Source organism: Sediminicoccus sp. BL-A-41-H5 (assembly GCF_050632405.1).
Lineage (GTDB): Bacteria > Pseudomonadota > Alphaproteobacteria > Acetobacterales > Acetobacteraceae > Roseococcus.
Genome location: NZ_CP192601.1, coordinates 1,012,458 through 1,027,949, shown reverse-complemented (window position 1 = coordinate 1,027,949; position 15,492 = coordinate 1,012,458). Strand labels below are relative to the sequence as shown.

17 protein-coding genes are annotated in these 15,492 nt (G+C 70.8%); 4 read left to right on the top strand and 13 right to left on the bottom strand.

Going from position 1 to position 15,492, the window contains the following annotated elements:
• The 9 genes from ACQ860_RS05145 to ACQ860_RS05105 are packed head-to-tail and all read right to left on the bottom strand — an operon-like array spanning window position 1 to window position 9,958.
• Window positions 1-747: an SDR family NAD(P)-dependent oxidoreductase gene (locus tag ACQ860_RS05145; RefSeq protein ID WP_431302341.1), complete on the bottom strand. Its 747-nt coding sequence runs from the start codon at window positions 745-747 to the stop codon at window positions 1-3.
• Window positions 744-2,318 carry an ABC transporter substrate-binding protein gene (locus tag ACQ860_RS05140; protein WP_431302340.1) on the bottom strand — a complete coding sequence of 525 codons (1,575 nt, stop codon included), beginning with the start codon at window positions 2,316-2,318 and terminating at the stop codon, window positions 744-746. The genes ACQ860_RS05145 and ACQ860_RS05140 overlap by 4 nt, the downstream gene beginning before the upstream one ends.
• Before the next feature lie 14 nt (window positions 2,319-2,332).
• The gene (locus tag ACQ860_RS05135) at window positions 2,333-3,919 is read right to left on the bottom strand and encodes an N-acyl-D-amino-acid deacylase family protein (protein ID WP_431302339.1); all 1,587 of its coding nucleotides are present in this window, start codon (window positions 3,917-3,919) and stop codon (window positions 2,333-2,335) included.
• A gap of 2 nt (window positions 3,920-3,921) precedes the next feature.
• The gene (locus tag ACQ860_RS05130; RefSeq protein ID WP_431302338.1) at window positions 3,922-5,118 is read right to left on the bottom strand and encodes a DegT/DnrJ/EryC1/StrS family aminotransferase; all 1,197 of its coding nucleotides are present in this window, start codon (window positions 5,116-5,118) and stop codon (window positions 3,922-3,924) included.
• Window positions 5,118-6,431, bottom strand: a complete 1,314-nt coding sequence (hisD, locus tag ACQ860_RS05125) for a histidinol dehydrogenase (protein ID WP_431302337.1) — start codon at window positions 6,429-6,431, stop codon at window positions 5,118-5,120. Before hisD ends, ACQ860_RS05130 begins: the two co-directional genes overlap by 1 nt.
• Window positions 6,432-6,481: 50 nt before the next feature.
• Window positions 6,482-7,528, bottom strand: a complete 1,047-nt coding sequence (locus ACQ860_RS05120; protein ID WP_431302336.1) for an ABC transporter substrate-binding protein — start codon at window positions 7,526-7,528, stop codon at window positions 6,482-6,484.
• Between the two features lie 20 nt (window positions 7,529-7,548).
• The gene (locus ACQ860_RS05115) at window positions 7,549-8,349 is read right to left on the bottom strand and encodes an ABC transporter ATP-binding protein (protein ID WP_431302335.1); all 801 of its coding nucleotides are present in this window, start codon (window positions 8,347-8,349) and stop codon (window positions 7,549-7,551) included.
• On the bottom strand, window positions 8,346-9,158 hold the full coding sequence (locus ACQ860_RS05110; protein WP_431302334.1) for an ABC transporter permease: 813 nt from the start codon (window positions 9,156-9,158) through the stop codon (window positions 8,346-8,348). The genes ACQ860_RS05115 and ACQ860_RS05110 overlap by 4 nt, the downstream gene beginning before the upstream one ends.
• Window positions 9,158-9,958 carry an ABC transporter permease gene (locus tag ACQ860_RS05105; protein WP_431302333.1) on the bottom strand — a complete coding sequence of 267 codons (801 nt, stop codon included), beginning with the start codon at window positions 9,956-9,958 and terminating at the stop codon, window positions 9,158-9,160. The genes ACQ860_RS05110 and ACQ860_RS05105 overlap by 1 nt, the downstream gene beginning before the upstream one ends.
• 132 nt (window positions 9,959-10,090) lie before the next feature.
• Between ACQ860_RS05105 and ACQ860_RS05100 the strand changes: the two genes are divergently transcribed.
• From ACQ860_RS05100 to ACQ860_RS05085, 4 genes are all read left to right on the top strand, one after another.
• On the top strand, window positions 10,091-11,107 hold the full coding sequence (locus tag ACQ860_RS05100) for a substrate-binding domain-containing protein (RefSeq protein ID WP_431302332.1): 1,017 nt from the start codon (window positions 10,091-10,093) through the stop codon (window positions 11,105-11,107).
• 86 nt (window positions 11,108-11,193) lie between these two features.
• Complete coding sequence (locus tag ACQ860_RS05095) at window positions 11,194-11,685, top strand: hypothetical protein (RefSeq protein WP_431302331.1); 492 nt, start codon at window positions 11,194-11,196, stop codon at window positions 11,683-11,685.
• A complete protein-coding gene (locus ACQ860_RS05090) occupies window positions 11,685-13,160 on the top strand; it encodes a patatin-like phospholipase family protein (protein ID WP_431302330.1) in 1,476 nt (491 codons plus the stop codon). Before ACQ860_RS05095 ends, ACQ860_RS05090 begins: the two co-directional genes overlap by 1 nt.
• Window positions 13,157-13,612 carry a hypothetical protein gene (locus tag ACQ860_RS05085; RefSeq protein ID WP_431302329.1) on the top strand — a complete coding sequence of 152 codons (456 nt, stop codon included), beginning with the start codon at window positions 13,157-13,159 and terminating at the stop codon, window positions 13,610-13,612. The genes ACQ860_RS05090 and ACQ860_RS05085 overlap by 4 nt, the downstream gene beginning before the upstream one ends.
• A 3-nt stretch (window positions 13,613-13,615) precedes the next feature.
• Here the strand turns inward: ACQ860_RS05085 and ACQ860_RS05080 are convergent, their stop codons facing one another.
• The 4 genes from ACQ860_RS05080 to ACQ860_RS05065 form a co-directional block, all read right to left on the bottom strand.
• Window positions 13,616-14,032, bottom strand: a complete 417-nt coding sequence (locus ACQ860_RS05080; protein ID WP_431302328.1) for a hypothetical protein — start codon at window positions 14,030-14,032, stop codon at window positions 13,616-13,618.
• Window positions 14,033-14,060: 28 nt separating this feature from the next.
• Window positions 14,061-14,414 carry a hypothetical protein gene (locus ACQ860_RS05075; RefSeq protein ID WP_431302327.1) on the bottom strand — a complete coding sequence of 118 codons (354 nt, stop codon included), beginning with the start codon at window positions 14,412-14,414 and terminating at the stop codon, window positions 14,061-14,063.
• Window positions 14,415-14,505: 91 nt separating this feature from the next.
• Window positions 14,506-15,237 (bottom strand): flagellar type III secretion system pore protein FliP, encoded by a 732-nt coding sequence (gene fliP, locus ACQ860_RS05070; protein WP_431302326.1) that lies wholly within the window; start codon window positions 15,235-15,237, stop codon window positions 14,506-14,508.
• Window positions 15,234-15,485, bottom strand: coding sequence for a hypothetical protein (locus tag ACQ860_RS05065; protein WP_431302325.1), 252 nt, complete (start codon window positions 15,483-15,485; stop codon window positions 15,234-15,236). The genes fliP and ACQ860_RS05065 overlap by 4 nt, the downstream gene beginning before the upstream one ends.
• Window positions 15,486-15,492 lie beyond the last annotated feature (7 nt).

Sequence of the window (15,492 nt, the reverse complement as noted above, 5' to 3'; positions counted from 1 at the left end):
TCATTTGGCGAGGAATCCTCCATCCACCGCCAGGACCTGGCCCGTGACGTAGGCGCTGGCGTCGGAGCAGAGGAAGACGGCGGTGCCGTGCAGATCCTCGAGCCGCCCGTTGCGGCCGATGCAGGTGCGTTCGGCCAGGGCCGCGGCGCGGGCCGTGTCGTTGAAGACAGGGGCGGTGAGCGGCGTGGGGAAGAAGCCCGGTGCGATGGCGTTGCAGGTGATCCCCTGGCGGGACCAGGCCTCGGCGATGGCGCGGGTGAGCTGCGCGATGCCGCCCTTGCCCGCCCCATAGGGGGCACTGTCGGGAAAGGCGCGGAAGGATTGCAGCGAGGCGATATTGAGGATCCGCCCCCAGCCGCGCGCCGCCATGCCGGGCGCGAAGCGCTGCGTCAGCAGGAAGGGCGCGCGCAGATGCAGCGCCATATGCAGGTCGAAGGCCTCGGCCGTCACCTGCTGGAAGGGCTCGCGCAGATTCACGCCCGCCGCATTCACCAGGATGTCGGGCGATGCGGTCAGCGCCCTGAAATCGGTGGCCGTGAGGTCGAGCGGCAATGCCTCGGCGGCGATCCCCTCCGCGCCCAGTTCCGCCACGGCTTCGGCCAGTTCCGCCTCGCGCCGGGCGGAGAGGATGAGCCGTGCGCCGGCCTGGCCCAGAGCGCGCGCGATGGCGAGGCCGATGCCGGAATTGCCGCCGGTGACGAAGGCCGTGCGGCCCTCCAGCGAAAAGAGCTGCGCGACGCGGTTCACGACGGGCGGACCGCCATGGCGAGCGTCCGCTCATCCATGCGCGCCTCCATCCTGAGCCCGCTGCGGACGGCCCAGACATTGACGAGGTTATAGAGCGGGATCACCGCCACGTCGTCCGCCGCCATGCGCACCGCGTCGCGCAGCATCGCCTCGCGCGTCGCGTCATCCGTCGTGGTCAGGGCGCGCTCCACCAGCGCATCCATCGCGGGGTTGCTGTAGCGGTGGTGGTTGAAGGTGCCGAGGCGCCGCTCGCGGCTGAAGCTGCCGACCACGCTCATCAGCGCGCCGAAGGAATCCGCGGCGGAGGAGCCCCAGCCGATCAGGTGCATGGCGAATTCCTGCCGCGCCGCCCGCGCGGGGAAGGCGGCCCAGGGCATCGCCACCACCTCGGTGCGGATGCCGATGCGCGTCCACATCTGGGCAACGGCCTGGCAGGTGCGGCTGTCATTCGGGTAGCGGTCATTGGGCGTGTGCAGGGTGAGGCGGAAGCCCTGCGGGAAGCCGGCCTCGGCCAGCAGGCGGCGCGCGGCCTCGGGGTCGTGGGCGGGCGGCGGCACGGCGGGGTTGTGCGAGAAGATGCCGGGCGGCAGCCATTGCCCGGCCGGGCGCGCCGTGCCCTCCATCACGCGCGTGGCCAGCGCCTCGCGGTCAATGGCGATGGAGAGCGCGCGGCGCACCCGCACATCGCGCAGCGGGTTGGTGGCGAGCGGGCGGCCGTCATGGTCCGCGACGAAGACCGGGTTCTCCAGCCGCGAGAAATCAGGTGCCAGGAAGATCAGGCGCAGGCTCGGCGCCTCGGCGATGCTGACCCGCGCCTCGCGCCGCAGGCGGCCGAGATCGGCGGAGGGCACCTGGTCGATCACATCCACATCGCCGGCCAGCAGGGCGGCGAGGCGCGCGCTGTCATTGGTGATCATGCGCGTGCTGACGCGCGCCCAGGGCTGGGCGCCGCGCCAATAGGCCTCGTTGCGCACGAGCTCGATACGGTCCCCCGCGCGGAAGGAGATGAAGCGGTAGGGGCCGGTCCCGATGGTGGCCTTTCCGCTGTTGAAATCCTCGGTCGCCGCGCCGGTCGCCGCGTGGCGGGCGATGATGGCGATGAAGGACATGTCGCTCGGCATGGAGGGATGTGGGCGCTCGGTGTGGAAGCGCAGCGTCAGCGGGTCCACGACCTCCACGCGCTGGATGGCGCGCAGATAGATGGCGAAACCGCCCGGCGCGTTGGGGACATTGGGCGCGCGCTCGATGGTGAAGGCGACGTCATCCGCGGTGAAGGGGCGGCCGTCATGCCACGTGACGCCCGCGCGCAGCTTGAACTCCCAGATCGTGTCGGAGACGAGGCGCCAGCTCTCGGCGAGGCCGGGGACGAGCCGCGCATCGGCCGTGCGCTCGGTCAGCCGGTCGAAGACGTGCGAGGCGATGGCGCTGTTGAAGGAGGCGTTGAAGAAATGCGGGTCCATCGAGGTGACGGGCGCGCCGATGCCGACGGTCAGCGTGGGGCCTGAAGGTGCCTGCGCCCAGGCCGGGGTGGCGGCTGCGGTGATGAGCGCGGCGCGGCGAGTGATCGACATGGGCTTGATCCTTCTCATCGGGCGCGGATGACGCGGCCGGGGCTGGCCTCGGTGCGGCGGCCGTCGCGCAGGGTGCAGACGCCGCCGAGGACGACATGCTGGAACCCCTCGGGATGCCGGCGCGGTTCGCGAACGCTGCTCACGTCGCGCACGCGGGCGGGGTCGAAGACGACCAGATCGGCCACCGCGCCCGCATGCACCCGGCCACGATCCGTGAGGCCGAGGCGCTGGGCGGGCAGGGAGGTGATGCGCCGCACCGCCTCAGGCAGGGTGAGCACGCGCTCCTCGCGCACGTAATGGCCGAGCAGCCGCGCCACCCAGCCATAGCCGCTGAGCGAGCCAATGGTCTCGGCCAGCGGCCCGCGCGGCGTCAGCGCCTTGGTGTCGGACATCACGGCGCATTCCGCCTGTTCCAGGCAAAGGCGCACATCGGCATCGTCGAAGCCGCGCGACGTCCACATCACGTTGTTCAGCCCATCGCCCTCGGCCTCCAGCAGGTCGAGCGCGGCCTCCATCGGCTCCGTATTGCGGCGGCGGCCGATCTCGCTGAAGGAGAGGCCGACCAGCTCCGGATGCGCCTCGGAGCGCAGCAGCAGGATCTCCTCGAAGCGCCGCTCCGCGACGAGGCGCCACATGGGGCGGGGGTTGTGCTTCATCGCCTCGCGCTGGGCGGGGTCCCGCAGGCGGGCGAGAAGGCCGGGCGGCCCGCCCTCCCGCGCCCAGGCGGGGAGCGAGGAGACGACCGAGGTGTGGTTCCAGTCATGCGGGATGATGTCGAAGGCGACGTCCACATCCTCACGCCGGGCGCGGTCGAGCAGTTCCAGCGTGTGGGCCATGGCGTTCCGCGGCGCGCCGTATTTCGGCTGGATGTGGGAGATCTGCAGGCGCGCGCCGGATTGGCGGGCCGTCGCCACGGCCTCGGTGAAGCCCAGGTCGTAATGCACATCGCGGTTGCGGACATGCGTGGCGTAGAGGCGGTTGTGGCGCGCGCAGCACTGGCAGAGTTCCACCACCTCCTCCATCGGCGCGATATTGCCGGGGAAGTATTCGAGGCCGGTGGAGAAGCCGATGGCGCCCGCCTCGAACGCCTGTTCGGCGAGGCGGACCATCGCCTTCATCTCATCGGGCGTGGTGGGGGAGACGCTGTCGCATTTGATGGCCTGGCGGATCGCGCCATGGCCCACCATGGCGGCGACATTCACGCCGAGCGGCTGCGCGTCCAGGCGATCCAGATATTCACCGAAGCTGCGCCAGTTCACCTCCACGCCCGCATCATGGAAGCCGATGAGCTGGCTGGGCTTCATCTCGCCGGTGAAGGGCGCGCAGGAGAAGCCGCATTGGCCGATCACCTCCAGCGTGACACCCTGGCACACTTGGCTGTCGGCGCGGCCATCCACCAGCAGGGTGAAGTCGCTATGGGTGTGGATGTCGATGAAGCCGGGCGCCACGACGCTGCCCGTCGCGTCCAGGGTTTCACCGGCATGGCCGAGGTCGAGGCCGATGGCCGCGATACGGCCGCCCTTCACACCGATGTCGGCGCGATAGGCCGGCGCCCCGGTGCCGTCCAGGACCGCGCCGCCCGTGATCAGCAGGTCCAGCATGGTCAGGCCTTTCGCGCGGCAGCGAGTTCTTCGCCGATGATGGTGGCGATGACGCCGCATTCCGCTTCTGTGAGCGTCAGCGGGATGCGCATGTCGCAGAGGCGTTCCAGGACGCGGGCGGTCCCGGGTGGGGTGTGCGGGTCACGCAGGTAGCGCCAATGGGCGGAGACGCTGGTGTAGCCCACGGCCTCGCGCGCGCCGAACCACTTCAGATAGACGCCGCGCGCGCGGCAATGTTCCAGGAAGCGCGCGAAGGCGGCCTCATCCAGCCCGCTCACCGCGAACTGGATGGAGGATTGCACGAATTCCTCCTCCTGCGGGCGGTGCGGCAGGCGCAGGCCGGGCAGGGAGGCGAGGGCCGCGGCCAGCCGCCCGTAGCGGTCGTTCCAGACCCGCGCGCGCTCGGCGAGGAGCGCCAGTTGCGGCCGCGCGGCCGCGGCGACGAGGTTCGACATGCGCAGCGAGTAGTTGGGCGTGGCATCGCGCCAGCGGGCAAACACCGACTCATCGGGCCGCGCGCGGTGCTGGCCGTAGAGCATGTAGCTGCCCGAATGCAGGATGGCGCGGGCCGCCACTTCCGCGTCATCGGTCGCGAGCAGCCCGCCCTCGCCGCCATTCACATGCTTGTAGGCCTGCAGGCTGAAGCAGCCGACGCGGCCGAAGGTGCCGGTGGGCCGGCCCGCCCAGCCCGCGCCCATGGTGTGAGCGCAATCCTCGATGACGGTGATGCCCATCCGGTCGCAGAGCGCCATGAGGCGCGGCATGTCCGCGATGTGGCCGCGCATGTGGGAGAGCAGCAGGTGTTTCGCGCCGGACGCCTCGGCCTTGGCGGCGAGGTCGTCGAGATCGATCACCAGATCGGCCGTGACTTCCACCAGCACATGCTCTGCCCCCGCATGCGCCACGGCGCCGGGGACGGGCGCCAGGGTGAAGGCGTTCATCAGCACAGGATCGCCCGGCTTCACGCCGGTGCAGAGCAGGGCCAGGAACATGGCGCTGCCGCAGGAATTCACCGCCACCGCGTATTTCGTGCCGAGCAGCGCTGCGAACTCCGCCTCGAGCAGCGAGGCCTCGGAGGCATCGCCCCTCGTCTCGCCATAGCGGTGCAGCCAGCCCGCGCGCAACACGCTCTCCACGGCCGCGATTCCCTCCTCCGGGATGGGCGGTGGCGAGGAGAGATCGCGGTCCAGGCGCAGCATCAGCTCTTCACCGGCTCGCCCAGGTCGAAATTCGCGCCGGGGAAATAGCGCGCGAGGCGGATATCGGCCGAGCGCGCATGCGCCTCCATCCCCTCGGCACGGGAGATGCGGGCGGTGGCCAGCGCCACCTCGCGCGAGCCCTCGCGCGTCATGCTCTGCCAGGAGAGGGGCTTGAGGAACTTGTGCACCGAGAGGCCGGCGGAATAGCGGCCGGCGGATTTGGTGGGCAGGATGTGGTTGGGTCCGCTCGCCTTGTCCCCGTAAGCGACGGTGGTTTCCTCGCCGAGGAAGAGCGAGCCGTAGTTGGAGAGGTTCTCCCGCCACCAGTCGAGGTCGCGCGCCTGCACCTGGAGATGCTCGCAGCAATAGGCGTCGGAGACCTGCACCGCCTCCTCCCGCGTGTCGCAGAGCACGACTTCGCCGAAATCGCGCCAGGCGGCACCGGCGGCGTCGCGCGCCGTGGGCGGCAGCGCCTCGATCAGCGTCGGGATATGGGCCATCGCCGCCTCGGCCAGCGCGCGGTCGGTGGAGATGAGCCAGCCTGGGCTTTCATGCCCATGCTCCATCTGCGCCACGAGGTCCACGGCGACGATCTCGGGATCCGCCGTCTCATCGGCGATCACCGCGACCTCCGAGGGCCCGGCGAAGACGTCGATGCCGACCTTGCCGTAGAGCTGGCGCTTGGCTTCCGCCACGAATTTGTTGCCCGGTCCCACCACGATATCGGCGGGCTTGCCGGTGAAGAGGCCATGGGCGAGTGCGGCGATGGCCTGCACACCCCCCAGCGTCATCACGATGTCCGCGCCCGCGGCCCGCAAGGCGTAGAGCACGAGGGGATGCACGCCCTCGGCCCCCCGCGGGCCGGAGCAGGCGATGACGGTCGGCACGCCCGCCGCCTTGGCCGTGGCGACCGACATATAGGCGGAGGCGATATGCGCGTAGCGGCCCGCCGGCACGTAGCAGCCGGCCACCTGCATGGGCACGAGCTTCTGCCCCACGATGACACCCGGCGAGAGCTCGACCGAGAAATCCTGCACGCTGGCGCGCTGGGCCTCAGCGAAGCGGCGCACGCGGTCCACGGCGAAATCGATGTCCTCACGGATGCCAGCCGGAATATCGGCGAGGCGGCGATCAATCTCCTCGCCGGTCACGATGATCTCGCCGGTCCAGCCATCGAGGCGCGCGGCATGGGCGCGCACCGCCGCCTCGCCGCCGGCCGCGATATCGGCCAGCATGGTCTCGACCACGCCGCGCGCCTCGGCGGTGCTGTCCTCTGGCGTGCGGCTCGCGCGCTTGAGATGGGTGATGGCCATGGGGCGTGTCCTGAAAATGGGGGGCGCGGGCCGGAGCCCGCGCCGTGCGGTTACTGGTTCAGCGCGAAGGCGCGCAGCTGCGGGTTGTCGGCGATGCGGCGCAGCACCGCATCCGTCAGGTAGGCCGAGGTGGGCGGCGCGGTCGGCACCGTGCCCACCTGCTGCAGGAACTCGCCCAGGCCCTGGTACCAGCGGTCAGCCTGCGAAGGCCCATTGGCGCGAGACATCAGGCGCAGCTGCTCCTCCAGCCCGAAGATCGGCCGCCGTGCCACTTCGGCACGCAGGGCCGCCTCCGTCACAGTGACGCCGCCCGCCTGGTAGAAGCGGTTCATCACCTGGAGGGTCTGGTCCGGATTGGCCTTCATCCAGGCGATGCCCCGCAGGATCACCGCGAGGTAGCGGGCGACCATCTCCGGGTTCCGGTTCAGGAACTCCTCACGCACGATGATGTTGCCGGGAACGATGGCGTCCGCGTCGCTGCCGCTGCACAGCGGCACGGCGTTCATCCGCTCCTCCGCGGTGTAGATGTTGGGCGCCCAGAGGCCCGCGAGGCGTCCCTCGCCGGTTGAGAAGGCGGAGAGGATCTGCGCCTGGTTCAGGTTCACGACCTGGAGGTCACTGCGCGGGATGTTCCAGCGCCGCAGGCAGTTCTGCAGCACATAATCCACCGTGGTGTTCACCGTGATCAGCACGCGCTGGCCGCGCAGGCTGGCGGGGTTCGCGCGGATCGCCTCCACCTGGTCGCGGCGCGCCATGAGCACGTTGGTCGCACTCTCGTCGTTCGAGATGCCGATGGTGCGGATGTTGAAGCGCGCGGCCCCCAGCACGCCGGGGGCGGAGCCGGTGATGCCCACATCCCAGGTGCCGGCCGCGGCGGCGGCGATCTGCGGCGGACCCGCAGGGAAGGAGGAGAAATTGGGCTCGATGCCCATCTGCCGCCACCAGCCCTGCTCGGTGGCGAGATGCAGCGGCACCATGGAATACAGCGCCGGCTGCATCGAGATGTTGAGCCGCGTTGTCTGCTGCGCCATGGCCGGCAAGCCGGCGATGGCGAGCCCGGCCGCGACGAGGCCGCCGGTGAATGTCCTGCGAAGCATATGGGTCTCCTCCTTCGGGTTCAGTGATCGGCGGCGGCCTGTTCGCGCGCCTTGAGCAGCTTCCAGATCCGGCTGCGCATGTGGGTGAAGGCCGGCGTGTCCATCACCTCCTCGATCGGCATCTCCTCCCAGCCGCCTTCGGCGCGCAGCGGCTTGATGTCGATCGTCTCGATGATCCGGCCGGGCTTGCGGCCCATCACCACCACGCGGTCGGCCAGGTAGATCGCCTCATCCACCGCATGGGTGATGAAGATCACGGTTCGCGGGTTGCGGCGCGCGAGGCGCACCAGCTCCTCCTGCATCACGATGCGCGTCTGCGCGTCCAGCGCGCCGAAAGGCTCGTCCATGAGCAGGGCGGCCGGGTTCATCACATAGGCGCGGGCGATGGCGACGCGCTGCTGCATGCCGCCCGAGAGCTGGTGCGGGAAGCTGTCCTCGTGCCCCGCGAGGCCCATCAGCTCGATGTAGCGGTGGATCGCGGCATCGGCCTCGGCTTTGGGCGTGCCCTTGCACATCAGGCCGAAGCCGATGTTCTCGCGCACCGTCTTCCAGGGCATCAGCGCGAATTGCTGGAACACCACCGCGCGCTCGGGCCCCGGGCCGCGCACCGGCTTGCCGCCGACCTCGACGGAGCCGGTCGAGGGAAACTCGAGGCCGGCCGCCATGCGCATCAGCGTCGTCTTGCCGCAGCCCGAGGGGCCGACGATGGCGACGAATTCGCGCTCCTCGATGCGCAGGTCCGTCGTGTCGATCGCCAGGAATTCGCCGCCGCGGGGCAGGCGGAAGGTCTTGGTCACCGCCTTGAAGACGATCTCACTCATGCCGATTGGCCCCAACGCCTGCGGAACCAAGCCTCGACGCCGCGCAGCGCGACATCGATGGCGAAGCCCACCACCCCGATCCCGATCATCCCCGCGATCACCACATCGGTCGCGAGGTTCCCCTGGCCCTGCACCATGAGGTAGCCGAGCCCCGCCCCCACCACGATCAGCTCGGACCCCACCAGCGACTGCCAGCCGAGGCCCGCCGAGACGCGCAGCCCCGAGATGATGGAGGGCATGGCCCCCGGCACCAGCACATGCTGGATCACCTGCCGGCCACTCGCGCCCATGGTCTGCGCGGCTTCCACCAGCCGCGCCTCGACCAGGCGCGCGCCGCGATAGGCGCTGATGACGCAGGGCGCGAAGGAGCCGACGAAGATGATGAGCAGCGGCCCGCCGATGCCCGTGCCGAACCACAGCGCCGCCAGCGGCACCCAGGCGAGCGGCGCCACGAAGCGGATACTGTCGAAGAGCGGGGTCACGATCTCGTCCAGCAGCCTGTACCAGCCCATGAGCAGGCCAAGCGGGATGCCGATGGCGACCGCGATGGCCCAGCCCATCAGGAAGCGGCCCAGGCTCGCCAGCATGTGGTCGGCATAGACATGGCCGGCGAAGGGGTTGTTCCAGAGCCGCTCCAGCGTGGCCCACACCGCGCGCGGCGAGGGCAGGAGGTTGGGCGGCAGCCAGCCCGACCAGGCGAGCAGGCTCCAGCCGCCGAAGAAGAGCGCGAAGCCCGCGATGGTCAGCAGCCAGAACTCGCCGAGGCCCAGCACGGTGCCATGCGGCCCGAGGAAGTTGCGCTTGGCCATCAGACCGCCGGCCGCCAGTTGAGGACGCGCCGCTCCAGCAGGCCCAGCAGCCAGGTGGTGCCCGCGCCGCAGACGGCCACGGCCGCCATGCCCACCAGGATCATGCCCGGATAGATGTCCTGCCCCGCGATGTTCAGCACGCGCCCCAGGCCGAAGAAGGCGCCCACCAGCTCGGCCGCGACCAGCGTGGTCCAGGAGGCCTGGAGCGAGAGGCGCAGCCCGGTGAAGATCATCGGCATCGCCCCGGGGATCACCACATGGCGCAGCACCTGCGCGGTGGAGGCGCCCTGGGTGCGCGCGGCGGCGATCAGGATGGTGTCCACCTGACGCACGCCGGTGAAGGCGTTGATGACGGAGGGCACGAAGGCCGTCAGCCAGATGACGAAGACCTTGCCCGTATCGCCCAGGCCGAACCAGACGATGGCGAGCGGAATCCAGGCCAGCGCCGGGATGGGGCGCAGCAGCAGGAAGATCGGGTTCACCAGCGCCTCGGCCCGGCGGCTCCAGCCCATCAGCAGGCCGAGCGGCACGCCGGTGATGACGGCGACGGCAAAGCCGCGCGCGACGAGGCCCAGGCTGTGCAGCGCGTGCTCGATCAGCGTGGCGCCGGCATAGCCGCGGCCGTTGATCTGCTGGAAGGCGGCCCAGACCTCCGAAGGCGCGGGCAGGCGCAGCGGGTTGAGCAGGCGCAGCCCGGAGGTGGCGAGCCACCACAGGCCGAGCACGGCGAGCACCGTGGCCGCACCCACCAGCACGGCACGCGATGGGCGCAGCAAGGCATCGCCTGCGGCCAAGGACATCCTCCCACTCTCGCGGTTTCACGAAAGAATTTTCAGGATGGTTTCACCGGCTTTGCGCAGAGTCAAACACAATGCGCGCTCCATGGCTGAGTTCATGCTTGAAAAATTTTTCAGAACCGGCAGGATCACGCCATGAAACCGCGCCCCCGCCCGCGCCTCATGGACATCGCGGCCGAGGCCGGCGTCTCGCTCGCCACCGCCTCGCGCAGCCTGGCGCAGCCGGAGATCGTGGCCCCCGAGACGTTGGCCCGCGTGCGCGCCGCGATCCTCCGCCTGGGCGGGCCACGCGCGCTGGAGGCGCCACGCGCGGCGCAGGGCAGCGGCGTCGCCGCCATCGTCCCCACGCTGGACAACCCGATCTTCTCGCGTGCGCTGCAATCCATGCAGGCGGTGCTGAACGGGGCGGGGCATCACCTTCTCGTCGCCTCCTCCGACTACCAGCCCGAGACGGAACTCGCCGTGCTGCGCGGATTGCTGGCCCGCGGGGTGGAGGGTGTGATCCTGGTCGGCGCCCAGCGCCCGCCCGAGGCGTGGGAGCTGCTGGAAGCAGCGGAGATTCCCGTCGTTCTCACCTGGTGCGAGGCGCCGGGCTTCGACGCGGTGGTGGTGGATAATCGGGAGGCCGGGCGCATCGCGGCGGAACACCTGATCGCCCTCGGTCACACGCGCCTCGGCGTCGTCTGCGGCCTGACGCGTCACAATGACCGCCAGCGCCTGCGCCTCGAGGGCGTGCGTGATGCCGTGGCCGCGCATGGGCTGGAACTGCCCGAATGGCGCGTGGTGGAGCAGGAGTTCAGCCTGGCCGGCGGCCGCACCGGCTGCGCCGCGCTGCTCTCGCTGGCCGAGCCGCCGACCGCCATCATCTGCGGCATTGACCAGCTGGCCGTCGGCTGCCTGGTCGAGGCGCAGTCGCGCGGGATCGCGGTGCCGGAGCGGCTCTCGGTGGTCGGCATCGACAATCTCGAGATGGCCGCGCATCTCTCGCCGCCGCTCACCACCGTGCATGTGCCGACCGCGCGCATCGGCGCCGCGGCGGCGGAGCTTGTGCTGGCGCGGCTGCGGCGGCAGGCGCATCCCCGGCGCGTGGAGCTGCCGGTCGAACTCGTGACCCGTCGCTCCTCCGCGCCGCCGGCCGACGCCGCCGGCTGAGGCGCCCTCACGCCGCGATGATTTACAGCGCCGGGCCCGCCGCCCAGGATGCATCACGCATGATCGTCTCGTCGAGGAAGAACCCCATGACCTTTCGCGCCCCCCGCCGTGCCCTGCCAGGGCTGCTGGCCGCGCTCGCCCTCGCCGCCTGCGCCGGCCCGCCGCCGCAGCCCGCGCCGGCGCCGGACATGGTGGCCGCCCCCGGCTCGCTCTTCACGCTCTCGCCCGGCACGCCGGTGGACGGCCAGCTGCGCCTGACGCTGCGCCGCGGCCAATCCGATGCGAGCGGCATCCTCACGACCAATGGCCAGAACCTGCCCGTCACCGTCACCGGCCTCACGGTGCAGGGGGGCGGTGCGCGGGTGGATCTGCGCGGGCAGGTCTATGGCCTGCCGCGCGGCGGGCCCGACTTCCCCGGCACCTACAACATCGTGGATGCCGGCGGCGGCTCGGCCACGCTCACCGGAGGCCTGAGCCTCGGCAATGACAACCTCGTCCTCATCCTCCTGCAGCCCCCGCGCGAGGGCATGGTGCTGGGCGTGGCGCAGGGCGGCATGGTCGCGCGGCTCGGGCGGTGATGCGCCGCCGCCTCGCGGGGCTGCTGCTCGGCCTCGGGCTGCTCGCGGGCTGCCAGAGCCTGACCGTGCCGATGAACCAGCCGCTGCCCATGAACGCGGCGGGCGAGCCCGACTACGCCGCGAATTACGGCCTGGCCGGCACGCTCACGGAGCAGGCGACGGCGGCACGCCCCGCGGCGCGGAGCGACCTGCTGGTCTTCGTCACCTTCTCGGGCGGGGGCAAGCGCTCCTCCGCCTTCGGCCATGGCGCGCTGCGCGGCCTGCGCGCCATCCCGGTGCGTCCGCCGGGCGAGGAAGGCTGGACGCTGCTGGATGACGTGGACTACCTGGCCGGCGTCTCGGGCGGCAGCTTCCCCGCCGCGCATTACGGCCTGCACCGCGCCCGGCATTTCGAGACCTTCCGGCAGGATTTCCTGACGCGCGACATCAACAGCTACATCTGGGGTACCTACCTGCTGCCCTGGAACTGGGACTGGCTGGTGAACCCGCTGGTCGGCACCAATGACTACATGGCGCGCGTCTATGACCAGCTGATGTTCCACGGCGCCACCTTCGCCGACCTGCAGCGCCAGGGCGCGCCCATGGTTTCGATCAACGCGACCGATGTGGTGAATGAGACGACCTTCCCCTTCACCAACGGCCTCTTCGGCCTGCTCTGCTCGGACCTGAACAGCTTTCCCGTGGCGCGCGCGGTGGCGGCCAGCAACGGCTTTCCCATCCTGTTCAGCCCGATCACGTTGCAGAACCACGCGGCGCAGTGCGGTGGCCGCCGGCCGCCCAACACGCCGCCGCATGCCTGGGCCGAGCCGGCCTCCGTCGCCTCACGCCGTGCCGCGCTGGCCCGCCAGGCGGACCGCTACGCCAATGTGGAGGAGACACGCTGGATCCACCTGATGGATGGCGGCATCGCCGACAACCTGGCCCTCCGCGGCCTGCTCGATTCCATCACCGTCACCACGCAGAACAGCCCGGTCTTCCGCGAGATCGCGCTGCGGACGCGGCGCATCCTGATCCTCTCCGTGGATGGCGAGGCCGCACCCGACCGCTCGCTTGGCCGCCAGCGGGTGGTCAGCGGCATCGGCCAGGTGCTGAACGCCGTCTCCGGCACTGAGATCGACGCCTACAACTTCGAGACGCTGGGCCTCGCGGCCGAGATGTCGCAACACCTCGCCACCGCCTTTCGCGAGGTGCGCTGCCAGACCGCGCCCGTCATCGCGGGGCGGGCCTGCGGCGATGTGCAGGGCCAGTTCGTGCATGTGGCGCTCTCGGGCATTGACGACCCGGTCTGGCGCGCGCGGCTCGAAGCCATCCCGACAGGCCTCACCATCCCCGACGCGGATGTGGACGCGCTGGTGCAGTATGGCGAGCAGCTGGTGCGCCAGCACCCGGCCATCCTCGCCATCGCGGGTGCCGCGGGTGGGGTGGCGGCGGCGCCGCCGGCCCGCGCGGTGGCGCGGCGGGCGCGGGGCGGATGAACCTGCATGAGGTCGGCTTCTTCGAGCATGCCTGGGTCTGGGGCGTGCCCCTCCTCGCGATCACGGTCGTGATCCATGTGCTGGGGCTCGGCCTGGTCCGGCTGATGCTGGGCGGCTTCTACGAAACCGGACCGGCCCGGGCGGCAGGGCACCTCCTGGGCTTTGCCACGCTGATGGGCATCACGGTGACGCTCACCACCATCCTGCACATCATCCAGGCGGAGGTCTGGGCTCTGGCCTATCTCTGGCTCGGCGCGCTGTCCGGCGCGCGTGAGGCCATCGTCTATTCGCTGAACGCGCTGACCTCCTTCGGCCACACGGACGTCACGCTGCCGGCGCATCGGCAGGTGCTGGGCGCGCTGGAGGCGCTGAACGGGATCATGATGTTCACCCTTTCGGGCGCCTTCCTCTTCGGGATGATCCAGCGCGCCTGGCCGCGGAGCGGCGACTGAGGCTCAGTAGTAGTTGTTGATGACGGTCGGTGGCTGGCTGTAGTTCGCGACGCTGGCCGCTGCCGTGCCCACGGCCGCCCCGGCCGCCGCACCCACCAGCGCCCCGGCCGCGAAGCCGCCCGCGGGCGCGGCGTAATAGGGCGCGACCGCCACCGGCGCGCGCCAGGCGGTCGCCGGATAGGGGTGATAGCCCGCGACATAGCCGTGATAGCCGCCGCCATAGGCGTAGGCCCCGCCCCAGCGATTGCCGCCCGCATGCCAGGCGGTGCCGCCCGGCGTCACGCCGCCCGCGCGCCAATAGACCAGTTCCAGGCCCGGCAGCGGGCCGGGCGCCTGGAGATGCAGGCCGTGCTTGGGCCCGGCATCCGCCGGCAGCGAGACAAGGCCGAGCGCGAGCGCGCCGGCGGCAAGGGGGATCATGCGCATCGGGATGCTCCGGGCCATGGTGTCAGCGATCCAGCCGGTGCTGCTGCACATGCCGTCGCCAATCGGCCAGGCTGCGCTCGCAATAGCTGCGGTCCACCTCGTGGGAGGAGCCGGCGCCGAAGGAGGTGGCGAAGCGGAAGGCGGCGTTGGAGCCCATCTGCGCGATCAGCAGGCTGTTGAAGGCCAGCAGCGCCCCCTGGGCGGCGGGCCGGTCGGCCTCGGGCATGCACTGGAAGGCGTGGCCGGCCATGAGGCCGAGATTGACGAGGCCGCGCTCCAGGTTCTGCTCGGTCAGCGGCGGCGAGGTCTGCGCCAACGCGCCCCCGCTGATCGAGGCCACCAACAGCGACGACAACGCCATGCCCAGGATCTTCACCGGCTCTTCTCCTCAACCTTCGTTCAGCGATGTTGCGTCCAGGCTAGGTCAGGCGCTCCGCCCACGGCAAGCGCCCTCGCATGACGATTCATCAAGGCAGCACGAAACCCTGCACCAGGCTGGAGGAGAGCAGCGCCCAGCCATCCACCAGCACGAAGAAGATCAGCTTGAAGGGCAGCGCCACCACCGAGGGCGGCAGCATCATCATGCCGAGCGACATGAGGATGGAGGCCACCACCATGTCGATCACCAGGAAGGGCAGGAACAGCAGGAAGCCGATCTCGAAGGCACGCTTGAGTTCGGTGACCAGGAAGGCCGGCATCAGCGTGCGGAAGGGCGCGGCATCGGGCGTCGTGGCCGGCAGGCGGGCCAGCTGGGTGAAGAGGTTGAGGTCGCTCTCGCGCACATTGGCGGCCATGAACTTGCGAAAGGGCTCGGCCATGGCGGCGAGGCCCTCCATCTCGGTGAGGCGGCCCTCGTTCATCGGCACGACGCCCTGCGTCCAGGCCAGCTCCAGCACCGGCTGCATGACGAAGAAGGAGAGGAAGAGGGCGAGGCCGATCAGCACCGGGTTGGGCGGCACGCCCTGCGCGCCGATCGCGGTCCGCAGCAGGGCCAGCACGATGACGATGCGCGTGAAGGCGGTGGCCATCACCAGGATGGAGGGAGCGAGCGAGAGCAGGCCGATCAGCGCCGTGAGCTGCACGAGGCGCGCGGTGGCGCCGGGCTGGCTGCCGCCCAGGTCGAGCGAGACGGACTGCGCGAGCGCCGCGCCCGGCAGCAGCAGGGGCAGCAGCAGCGCGAGGAGGAGGAGCCACCTCATGGCGCGGGCGGCAGCCAGCCGAGGAACTGGTCGCCGGAGGGTCCGGTGAGCAGCAGCGCCTCGCGTCCGTCACAGCTGACGAGGATGAGGCGGCGGCGCGCATCGATCCCGATCGCCGAACGGATGGAAAGCCGCCCGGGCTGCGTGGTGACCAGGCCGCGCCGCCGTGCCACGCGCGCGGCCCCCCAGGCCAGCAGCAGCACGGCGGCGAGTGCCGCGAGCGCCTGAAGAGCGGGTTCGAGGGACATGGCGCGG